Raw genomic sequence first — 10,343 nt, forward strand, 5'->3', positions numbered from 1 at the left:
CCCTTCGTGGTGCGGAGGCCGAGGACTCCGGACGAGGTGAGCACCGAGGTCACCGGGGGGCCGGGACGGCGCCGGCCGCCGGCAGGACGTGGTCGCCGACCGCGTCGGTGCTCAGGCACAGGGAGCAGACGACGTCGTCGTGGGTGAGGCAGGCCGTGACGTCGGGGCGCTCGTAGTCCTGGCGGCAGACGTGGCACGTGAGGACCGCGCCGGAGGGGTTGCCGTCCGCGTCGTGCATCGGCAGGTCCAGGCCGTCGTCGGTGCGGCGCAGGTAGTACCGGCCCCGGGTGGCCAGTGCGAGCACGGGCGGGCAGACGACGGCGAGGACGACCGCCACGACGGGGGAGTACGGCTGCACCCCCGGGCCGAACCCCCCGAAGAACACGACGATGGACAGGCCCGCCGACAGCAGGACCGACACGAAGCCGACGGGGTTCACGGGGTAGAGCATCCCGCGGCGGAACTCCGCGACCTTCGGGGAGATCCCCAGGAGGTGCTTGTTGACGACGATGTCGGTCGCCACCGTGATGACCCAGGCCATCGCGCAGTTGGCGTAGAACCCCAGGATGGTGTTGAGGAAGTCGAACATGTTCGCCTCCATCAACGTCAGGGCGATCGCCAGGTTCACGACCACGAAGACGATGCGACCGGGGTAGTGCTTGGTGACGCGGGTGAAGGAGTTCGTCCAGGCCAGGGAACCGGAGTAGGCGTTCGTGACGTTGATCTTGAGCTGGCTGATGACGACGAGGACGACGGCCAGCGTCATGGCCAGCCAGCCCGGCACCATCTGCTCGTACACGCCGAGGAACTGGTGGACGGGCTCGTTGGCGTTCGCCGCGGCCTGCGGGTCCAGCCGGGCGATGAGGTAGACGGCGAGGAACAGGCCGACGGCCTGCTTGAGCGCCCCGAACACGACCCAGCCGGGACCGGCGAGCACGACGGCGGTCCACCACTGCCGCTCGTTCTCGGCCGTCCGGGGCGGCATGAACCGCAGGTAGTCGATCTGCTCGGCGATCTGGGCGATGAGCGAGAGGCAGACCCCGGCGGCCAGCAGCACCGACGCCACGCTGACGGTCGACCCGGACCCGTCCTGGCCGGTGTAGGCGAAGAACTCGCCGACGCTGTCGGGGTTGGTGGCGACGAGGTATCCGAACGGGATCACCATGAGGACGAGCCACAGCGGGGTCGTCCACACCTGCATCGTCGACAGCGCCTTCATGCCGTAGACGACGAGGGGGATGACGACGAGGGTGGAGACGGCGTAGCCGATCCACTTCGGGATGCCCAGACCCAGTTCCAGGCCCTGGGCCATGATGGAACCCTCGAGGGCGAAGAAGATGAAGGTGAACGTCGCGAAGATGACGTTGGTGACCACCGACCCGTAGTACCCGAAACCCGATCCACGGGTGATGAGGTCGAGGTCGATGTTGTAGCGGGCCGCGTAGTAGGCCAGCGGGAACCCGCTGACGAAGATGACGACGGCTGCGACCGCGATGCCGAGCAGGGCGTTGGTGGTCCCGTGGGCGATGCCGATGTTCGCGCCGATGGAGAAGTCGGCGAGGTAGGCGATCCCGCCGAGGGCGGAGGTGGCGACGACGGCGGGCGTCCACCGCCGGTAGCTGCGCGGGGCGAAGCGGAGCGTGTAGTCCTCGAGGGTCTCCGAGGTGGCGGCGCTGAGGTGCTCGGTGCCGGGCGCGGCCGGCTGGGCGCCTCGGGTGTCGTGGGTCATCGCGGACCTCCGGGCCAGGGCTGGGGACGCTTCCAAGTGGAAGCGAATCGAACCTAGGGGCACGCCGACAGGCGGGTCAATCGCCCGGCTCTGTCGATTATGTTGCCCTGCAACGGGTTTGGAATGTTCACGGCGCTGGAACGGTCGCGAAACACGGGTGTAACACCCCGATCGTTCCCGGGTGGCGCGTCCGTCAGCCGCCCTCGCCCGTCGTCACGTCCGCCAGGACCTCGAACTCCGCGCCCGTCGCGACCGCGAGGTGGACCCGGTGGTGCGCCCGGCCCGCGTCCAGCCGCACCGTCCCGTGCGGGGTGTCCCAGGCCCACGCGGACCGAGCCGCGTCGACGTCGCGCGGGCCGGGGACGGCGCGGTGCCCGACGTCGGCCAGCAGCCGCAACCCCAGGTAGGTGCTCTCCGCCATCGTCCCGGGTGAGGGGGTCGCGAGACCGCCGACGCCGACGAGCCGCTCGTAGTGCCGCCCGAACCCCGCGCTGAACTCCAGCGCCGCCGCGGACGTCAGCCCGGCGAACCAGCCCGCCGAGGCGAACAGCCCGCGGGTGCTCTCCGGACCGGCGCCGAGCAGCATCGTCTCGTCCATGAACGGGCTGAACCGGACGAGCTCGGCGTCCAGGCCCGCCGCGTGGAAGGCGCGGTTGAACCGCACGCCGTCGGCCCCGACGAGCAGCATGAGCACCCCGTCGGGGGCGGTCGGGCCCGAGGCGTGCCGCCCCACGGCGGCGACGACCCGCGTCCACACGTCGTCGTCGGTGCAGCCCAGGGGGACCCAGACGGGTTCGTGCAGGACGACCCCCTCGGCGGCGAGGACCGCCGCGGCGTCCCGGGCCGTCGCCCGCGGCCAGACGTAGTCGTCCCCGACGACGAGCCACCGGCGCCACCCGAACTCCCGCCGCAGGAACCGCAGCGCGGACACGACCTGCTCGCCGGGCAGTTCCCCCGTGCAGACGACGCCGTCGCCGGCCTCCCCGCCCTCGTACGCGGTGGCGTAGACGTACGGGACGCGGCCCGCGACGGCCGGTGCGAGGGCCTGACGGACGCTGGACAGGTGCCAGCCGGCGACGGCGTCCACCTCGCCACGCCCCACCAGACCCGCCACGGCACGGGCCACCTCGGCGGGTGGCGCACCCGCGTCCACCTCGACGAGGTGCACCGGGCGGCCCGCCACGCCTCCGGCGGCGTCGACCTCCTCCACGGCGAGGTGCGCGGCCGCGCGGCAGGACGGGCCGAACATGCCCGCCGGGCCCTGCCGCGGCACGACGAGGGCCACCCGGTAGGCCACGCGCTGCGGGGGAACCGGTCCGGGTGGCACCTGGTGGGGCCGCTCCGATCCGTCCGGGCCCTCTGGCATGCTGGCCACGATTCCACACCGACCCCGCCCGTCCGGGGTTCCCGAGGTCGTCGGAGGATCCATGCCCCAGGTCCAGCCGGAGGCCGCCGCGCCGCCGGGCGTCTCGCGCGCGGTCCTGGCGAACCTCCGCGCCGCCGCCGCGGTGCAGGCCGGGCTCGCCGACGTCCTGCGGGACGCCGGGCTCACCGTCGACCGGTGGCGCTGCCTGGCGCACGTGGCCCAGGTCCCCGGGTCCTCGATGAGCGACGTCGTCGACGCCCTGCTCATCGCCCCGGCCACCGCCAGCCGCGCCGTCGACGCCCTCGTCGACGACGGGTCCCTCGCCCGCGCGCTCGACCCCCAGGACCGGCGCCGCGTCGTCCTGCACGTCACCCGTGACGGCGCCCAGCTCCTGCGGCGGGCCGACGCGGGCGTCGCGGCCGTGGCGCGGCTCCACCGCATCTGACGAGAACGGCCCGCGCACGCTCCTGGCTGGTTACTCTTCCGCCTCATGCGTCCGGTGCAGCGTTCGACCTCCCGCGACGTCGCGCTCGTCGCGACCTTCGCCGCCGTCATCGTCGTCCTGGGCGCGCCCGGGCAGTTGCCGTTGTTCGGCAACCAGGTCCCCATCACCCTCCAGACCCTCGGCGTCATGCTCGCCGGCGCCCTCCTCGGGGCCCGGCGGGGGGCGTTCGCGGTGCTCGTCGTGCTCGTCCTGTGCGCCGCCGGGCTGCCCGTGCTGGCCGGGGGGCGCGGTGGGCTCAGCGTCTTCGCCGGGCCCAGCGTCGGCTACCTCCTGGGCTGGCCGCTGGGCGCGGCCCTCACGGGGTGGCTGGCCCAGCGACGGCCCAGCGACCGGCCGCAGTGGTTCTTCGCGGCCGCCGTCGCCGGCGGCATCGGGGTCGTCTACGCGATCGGGGTGCCCCTGCAGCTGCTCATCCTCGACCTGCCGGTGAGCGCGGCGTGGGCGAGCGCGGTGTTCCTGCCCGGCGACCTGCTCAAGGCCGTGCTGACGGCGTTCGTGGCCGGCGGGGTGCACCGCGCCCGTCCCGAGCTGCTGCCGCGGCGCCGCCGCCGCACCACCGCGCCGGTCTGAGCGTGACGGGGGCCGACGGACTCCTCGTCCTGACCTCCGGTGACGGCGCCGACGGGGACCTGGCGGCGGCGCTGGCCGAGGCGACGTCCCACCCCGCGCACCCGCCCGTCCTCGTGCTCGACCCCGCCGGCGGCGACGACCTGCTGCGGGCCACCCGTCGCGCCGTCGCCGCCGGTGACGTCGGCCCCGGCGACCTCGTCCTCAGCACCTCCGGCAGCACGTCCCGGCCCCGGGCCGTGGTGCGGACCTCGGCGTCCTGGGCTGCCTCCGCCCGGCCCCTCGCCGACCTCCTCGACCTCGGACCCGGCGACGTCGTCGGGACCGCCGGACCGGGCGCGTCCACCCTGACGCTGCACGCGGGCTGGCACGCGCTGCGGGTCGGGGCCCGCACCGCCGGGGCGGGCGGCCGGGTCCCGCCGGTGGACAGCACCGTCCTGCACGTCGTGCCCGCCGTCCTGGCCGCCGTCCTGGAACGGCACGAGCACCCGCACGTGCGGACGGTCGTCGTCGGGGGCGCCGGGCTCGACCCGCGGGTGCGGCGGTCCGCCCTCGACCGCGGTTGGCGGGTCGTGGAGTACTACGGCGCCGCCGAGCTGTCCTTCGTCGGGATCGCCTGCCACGCACCGGGTCCCGTGGAGACCGCCGAGGGTTTCGCGCCGTTCCCCGGTGCCGCCGTCCGCGTCCGGGACGGACTCGTGGAGGTCGCCTCGCCGTACCTCGCCCGGTCCCGGCTCGACGCGACGGGCACCGCGACCCCCGTGGCGGGCACCGCGTTCGCCGGTGTCGGGGACGTCGGGGCGGCGTTGCCGGCCGGCCGGTTCGCCGTCCTCGGCCGCCCCGGTGCGGTCCTCAGCGGCGGCAGCACCGTCCTCGTCGCCGAGGTCGAGCACGCCCTGCGGCCCCACCTCCCGCCCGGCGCCGAGGTCGTGGTCTGCGGGACACCCCACGACCGGCTCGGGGAGGTCGTCACCGCCGTCGTCGTCGGGGTGGACGCGGTGCCCGCGACGCTGCGGGCGGCCACCCGGTCCCTGCCGCCGGCGGCCCGGCCCCGCCGCTGGCTCGCGACGGGTGACGTCCCGCGCACCGGCAAGGGCGAACCCGACCGCGCCGCCGTGGCGCGCCTCGCCGGGGGCGGACGGTGAGCGCCGTCGTCGTCGCCGCCCGGCGCACCCCCTTCGCCACGGCGGGCACCACCTTCGCCGGGCTGCGCGACCACGACCTCGCCGCCGCCGTCCTCGCGGCGCTCGCGGACGACGTCACCGCCTGCGCGGCGGGGGAGGACGTCACGGTGGCCGAGGTCGTCGCGGGCGTGGGGACGGCCGACGGCAACCCCGCCCGCCGGGCCGCGCTCGCCGCCGGGCTGGGTGCCCACGTCCCCGGCACGACCGTCGACGCCCAGTGCGCCAGCGGCCTGGCCGCCGTCCGGTTCGCGGCGGCGCTCGCGGCCACCGGCACCGGGCCCGTCCTCGCGGTCGGCGCCGAGAGCACCACGGCCCGCCACCGCGACGGCGTCGTCCCCCGCGCCGCGTTCGCCCCCGACGACTGGCCCGACCCCGACATGGGCCCGGCCGCCGACACCCTCGCCACCCACCTCGGGATCACCCGCGCCGACCAGGAGGCGTTCGCCGTCCGCTCCCACGCCCGCGCCCTGGCCGCCCGCCGCCGCACCGCGCAGCGGTTCGTCCCGCTCGCGGGCGTCGAGCACGACGCCCGGCCGCGGGTCCTGCGCCCGGAGGTCGTGGCCCGGTTCCCGCCCGCCTTCGGCGGGACGGTCACGGCCGCCACCGCGAGCGCCCACGCCGACGGTGCCGCCGGCCTCGCCCTCCTCGACGCGGCGACGGCGGACCGGTGGGGCGCGGGCGGTCTGGCCGTCCTCGGCACCGCCGCCGTCGGGGCCGACCCCGCCCTGCCCGGGGCCGCGGCCGCCCCCGCCGTCCGGGAGGCGCTGCGGGCCGCGCACCTCGACGTCGCCGACGTGGACCGGTTCGAGGTGGGGGAGGCGTTCGCCGCCCAGGTCCTGGCGTGCTCGCGCGACCTCGGGCTCGCGGACGAGGACCCGCGCCTGAACCCCGACGGCGGGGCGCTCGCCGTCGGCCACCCGTGGGGCGCCACGGGGGCGGCGCTGCTCGTCGCCCTCGCCGGCGGGCTGGCCCCGGGGCGGGTCGGGGTCGCGGTCAGCGCCGCCGGGGGCGGGCTGGGGGTGGCCGTCGTCGTCCGGGCCCGGTCCGCGTCCGCGGGTGCGTGACGTCCCGGCACCGCGTCGTCCCCGAGGAGGTGCCGGAAGGACGCGCACCGCGGAGGCGCAACCCCTCCGGGGGCACCGTCAGCCCGTTCGGGTGATGTTCGGTCTGCGCGGGGGGCGACACCGATCTCGGCGGGCGCGTCGCGTCGTGCGGAGTACTTTCGTGACCACGGGTTGTCTGGAGTTCGAGGAGGAACTGTCATGGTCGTCCTGGGCATCGTCCTGCTGATCGTGGGACTGCTGGTCTCGTCGCTGAGCGTGCTGGTGTGGGTGGGTGCAGTGCTCATCGTCGTGGGCCTGGTCCTGAACCTCGTCCCCATCGGCGGGAGCAGGCGGCGGGTCTTCTGACGTCGCGGGTCGGGTGCGGAACCGTCGGGGGATCCGCACCTGGGCCGTGGAGGATCCTCGCGGTCTGACGCCGTTCAGGAACCGGCGTCGTCCGCCGTCCACACCAGCGAGTACCGCCAGAACAGGTGCCGGCGGGTCCGCGCCCCCGGAACCACCCGCCGCGCCACCTCCCGCACCTGCCGGAACGTCGCGGTCGAGGGGGCGGTGGGCGCGGTCATGGCCACGGGCCGAACGGCGGAACTTCTGCGCCGGGTCCGCACGGCGCCGACGAGGAGGTTCGCGGGAACCGCGACGACGCCGAGAGCGGAGTCGAGGAACCCCGCCTCGCGCGGCACACCGAGGACGACGAGGGTTCCGCCCGGCGCCACGAGGTCGCGCAACCGCGTGAGCCCCGCCTCCAGCGGGACGTGGTGCAGCACGGCGAGGGCGGTGACGACGTCGTACCGGCCGGGAAGGTCCGCGCTCAGCAGGTCGCCGCAGCGGAACTCGATCCCGGGACCGGTGGACGGTTCCGCCGCCGTGCGGACGATCCCGGGATCGACGTCGATCCCGGTCACACGGTCGGCGCGACGGGCCAGCCGGCGCGTGAACTCCCCCGTCCCGCAGCCGACGTCGAGCGCGGACCCGAACCGCGGCGGCAACCGCCGTTCGATCCACCCGTGGTACGCCGCGTCGTGGTCCCAGGGGTGCGCCGCGTTGAACGCGTCGCACCGGGCGAGGACCCGGTCCCTCAGCGCGGAACCCCGGCCTCGGCCGCGATCCGCTGCACGGCCTCCTCGTCCAGGACGAACAGTTCCTCCCCGTCGCCGGGGGAGGGGATCGACAGCACGCGGGAGAACACCCCCGCGTCGGTGACGTCCACGAGCAGGGCGCCGTGGCCGCGCAGGATCCGCTCCCGCCCGTGCGCGGCGAACGGGTCGCTGCGGTTGGCCACCGCGGGGGCGACGAGCGCGGTCAGCCCGGAGGGGTACGTCTGCGCGGCGTGGTGGTGGTAGTGCCCGGACAGCACCACCCGCACGTCGGTTCCCGCCACGGCGGAGAGCAGGTCGTCGGGGTTCTGCAGGCGCAGCGCCTCGTGCAGCACCGTCGGCGCGCGGACGGGGGAGTGGTGCAGGACCACCGCCGACCCGCGGGCGGCCGGGGCCGACAGTTCGGTGCGCAGCCGGTGGAGCTGGTCGGGGTCGAGGAACCCGTACCCGCGGCCGGGCACGGAGGAGTCCAGGACGAGGAGGCGGAACCCGTCGACGTCGTGGACGGACCGGGTGGGCCCCAGGACCTCGGTGAACTGCTCGCGGGTGTCGTGGTTGCCCATCGCGAACACCGCGACGGCCCCGTGCGAGGCCGCGAACTCACCCACGAGGGCGCGCGCCGTCGCGTACGAGGCGGTCGTGCCGTCGTCGGAGACGTCGCCCGAGACGACGACGGCGTCGAGGGGGCCGACGGCGTGCACCGACTCCAGCACGTGCCCGAGGGCGGCCGTGGTGTCCACGAGGCCGTTGTGCAGCGCCCCCGCGGCCAGCAGGTGCGTGTCGGACAGGTGCAGGATCCGCGTCACTGCAGGCCCCGGGCCTCACCCTGCGGCCCCCGGCCGGGCGCGGACTCGCCCCGCTGGCCCGCGGCCTCGGCCCTCGGGTTCCGGCCGGACCCGGGACCCACCCCGGAACCCACCGCGGAGTCCACGCCCGACCCCACGACGGCGTCGGCCCCCGGGCGCACCGCCGAGTCCGTGGGGGAGTCCTCCGGGCTGGTGGTCGGCGAACCGGACGGGGAGGACGTGGGGGTGCTGGTCGCCGTCGGCTCGGCCGCGATCGCCAGGTCGATGGAGGACCCGGCGGCGACCCGCGTGCCCGCGTCCAGGCTCTGGTCCACGACGGAACCGGGTTCGGCGTCGCTCTGGGCCGACGTCTCCCGGGTGTTGACGTTGAACCCGAGGGCGTTGAGCCTCTCCTGCGCGTCCGACTGCGACTGCCCGACGACGTCGGGGACGGTCACCTGACCGCTGGCGACGTCGATCGAGACGGTGGCGCCGCGGGGCACCGAGGAACCGATCGCCGGGTCGGTCGAGACGACCTGGTCCCGGCCCACGGAGGCGTCGTCGACGGTGTTGACGTTGCCGACCTCGAACCCGGCCTGCCGCAGCGCCTGCCGGGCCTCCTCCTGCGAGCGCCCGCGCACGTTCGGCACCTGCACCGCCTCCGGGCCCGAGGACACGACGACGTTCACGGTGCCGCCGACCGCGACCTGCGTCCCGGCCTCGGGGTCGGTGCTGATGACGTCGCCCTCGTCGACGGTGTCGTCCGCGGCCTGCGTGACGTTCGGGGTGAGACCGAGGTCGGTGATCTGCTGCTCGGCGCTGTCCTGCGAGGCGCCGACGAGGTCGGGCACGGCGACGGTCGCCGGCGCCGAGGACGTGGTCTCGGCGGGCGGGGCACCGTCGTCGCCGGTGTTCTGCAGCGCCCACACGACGGCGCCGATGCCGAGCAGCAGCGCGACGACGAGGAGGATCCACGGCCAGCGCCGGGGCCGGTCCTGCGGCGGGGGTGTCTCCTCGGTGACGCGCGGCAGCGTCCCGGTGGGCGGGCCCGCCGGGACGGCCGGGGTGACGGTCGTGGGGGCGGCGGCGGCGAACTGCTGGGTGGCCTGGGCCGTGGGCGGCAGGCTGGCCCCGCGCAGGGGGCGGCCCTCGACGGCCCGGCGCAGGTCGTCGGCGAAGTCGCCGGCGCTCTGGTAGCGGTGCTCGCGGTCCTTCGACAGGGCCATGAGCACGACGCTGTCGACGGCCGGGGGGATGTCCGGCACCAGCGCCGACGGCGGCCGGGGCTGCTCGGAGACGTGCTGGTAGGCCACGGCCACGGGGGCGTCACCGGTGAACGGCGGGCGGCCGGTGAGGATCTCGTACAGCAGGCAGCCGGTGGAGTACAGGTCGCTGCGGGCGTCGACCTGCTCCCCGCGGGCCTGCTCCGGCGACAGGTACTGGGCGGTGCCCATGACGGCCGACGTCTGGGTCAGCGTCGCGGAGGAGTCGCTGACGGCCCGGGCGATGCCGAAGTCCATGACCTTGACCTCGCCCGCGGGCGTGATCATCACGTTGGCGGGCTTGATGTCGCGGTGGACGATGCCCATCCGGTGGGAGTACTCCAGCGCGGCCAGGACGCCCTCGGTGTAGGCCAGGGCGTCGGTGATCGCCAGCGGGTGGTCGGTGCGCAGCATGTCGCGCAGCGTCCGACCCTCCACGTACTCCATGACGATCCACGGCAGCTCGACGCGGCCCCCGCCGTGCTCGGTGAGGTGCTCGGCGCCGGTGTCGTAGACGGCGACGATCGCGGGGTGGTTCAGCCCGGCCGCGGCCTGGGCCTCGCGGCGGAACCGGGCCTGGAAGGAGGGGTCGCGGGCCAGGTCGGAGCGCAGCAGCTTCACCGCGACGGTCCGCCCCAGCCGGGTGTCCTGGGCCACGTGGACCTCGGCCATGCCACCGCGCCCGAGCAGGTTCCCGACCTCGTAGCGACCGCCGAGCACGCGCGGCGCCGGCACCCCGTGGCCAGTCGTCGTGTCCGTCACTGCTCTCCCCGTCCCCTGCGTCCTG

Annotated in this window: 10 protein-coding genes; 5 read left to right on the forward strand and 5 right to left on the reverse strand. The window is 75.6% G+C overall.

Translation table 11 applies throughout. The features are described from left to right. Positions 1-49: 49 nt before the first annotated feature. Together AB2L27_RS00315 and AB2L27_RS00320 are read right to left on the reverse strand one after the other, a co-directional pair. A complete protein-coding gene (locus tag AB2L27_RS00315; RefSeq protein WP_370439462.1) occupies positions 50-1,729 on the reverse strand; it encodes a purine-cytosine permease family protein in 1,680 nt (559 codons plus the stop codon). 193 nt (positions 1,730-1,922) lie between these two features. Continuing rightward, positions 1,923-3,056: a substrate-binding domain-containing protein gene (locus AB2L27_RS00320; protein ID WP_370439463.1), complete on the reverse strand. Its 1,134-nt coding sequence runs from the start codon at positions 3,054-3,056 to the stop codon at positions 1,923-1,925. Positions 3,057-3,156: 100 nt separating this feature from the next. On the opposite strand from AB2L27_RS00320, the gene AB2L27_RS00325 reads away from it, so the two are divergent. The 5 genes from AB2L27_RS00325 (at position 3,157) to AB2L27_RS00345 (ending at position 6,760) form a co-directional block, all read left to right on the forward strand. Next, positions 3,157-3,540 carry a MarR family winged helix-turn-helix transcriptional regulator gene (locus AB2L27_RS00325; RefSeq protein WP_370439464.1) on the forward strand — a complete coding sequence of 128 codons (384 nt, stop codon included), beginning with the start codon at positions 3,157-3,159 and terminating at the stop codon, positions 3,538-3,540. A 45-nt stretch (positions 3,541-3,585) separates the two neighbouring features. Further along, positions 3,586-4,170, forward strand: a complete 585-nt coding sequence (locus tag AB2L27_RS00330; RefSeq protein ID WP_370439465.1) for a biotin transporter BioY — start codon at positions 3,586-3,588, stop codon at positions 4,168-4,170. A 2-nt stretch (positions 4,171-4,172) separates the two neighbouring features. Then, positions 4,173-5,312, forward strand: a complete 1,140-nt coding sequence (locus tag AB2L27_RS00335; RefSeq protein ID WP_370439466.1) for an AMP-binding protein — start codon at positions 4,173-4,175, stop codon at positions 5,310-5,312. Next, positions 5,309-6,415, forward strand: a complete 1,107-nt coding sequence (locus AB2L27_RS00340; protein ID WP_370439467.1) for a thiolase family protein — start codon at positions 5,309-5,311, stop codon at positions 6,413-6,415. Before AB2L27_RS00335 ends, AB2L27_RS00340 begins: the two co-directional genes overlap by 4 nt. 198 nt (positions 6,416-6,613) lie before the next feature. Further along, positions 6,614-6,760: a hypothetical protein gene (locus AB2L27_RS00345; RefSeq protein WP_370439468.1), complete on the forward strand. Its 147-nt coding sequence runs from the start codon at positions 6,614-6,616 to the stop codon at positions 6,758-6,760. A 74-nt stretch (positions 6,761-6,834) separates the two neighbouring features. Here AB2L27_RS00345 and AB2L27_RS00350 read toward each other — a convergent pair whose 3' ends face one another. The 3 genes from AB2L27_RS00350 to pknB are packed head-to-tail and all read right to left on the reverse strand — an operon-like array spanning position 6,835 to position 10,318. Beyond that, entirely contained in the window at positions 6,835-7,494 is a 660-nt protein-coding gene (locus AB2L27_RS00350) for a class I SAM-dependent methyltransferase (protein ID WP_370439725.1), read from the reverse strand. Further along, a complete protein-coding gene (locus tag AB2L27_RS00355) occupies positions 7,491-8,315 on the reverse strand; it encodes a metallophosphoesterase family protein (protein WP_370439469.1) in 825 nt (274 codons plus the stop codon). Before AB2L27_RS00355 ends, AB2L27_RS00350 begins: the two co-directional genes overlap by 4 nt. Continuing rightward, positions 8,312-10,318 carry a Stk1 family PASTA domain-containing Ser/Thr kinase gene (gene pknB, locus AB2L27_RS00360; protein WP_370439470.1) on the reverse strand — a complete coding sequence of 669 codons (2,007 nt, stop codon included), beginning with the start codon at positions 10,316-10,318 and terminating at the stop codon, positions 8,312-8,314. The genes AB2L27_RS00355 and pknB overlap by 4 nt, the downstream gene beginning before the upstream one ends. Positions 10,319-10,343: the final 25 nt, after the last annotated feature.

Origin of the sequence: Kineococcus halophytocola, assembly GCF_041276425.1 — a bacterium.
Taxonomy (GTDB): domain Bacteria; phylum Actinomycetota; class Actinomycetes; order Actinomycetales; family Kineococcaceae; genus Kineococcus; species Kineococcus halophytocola.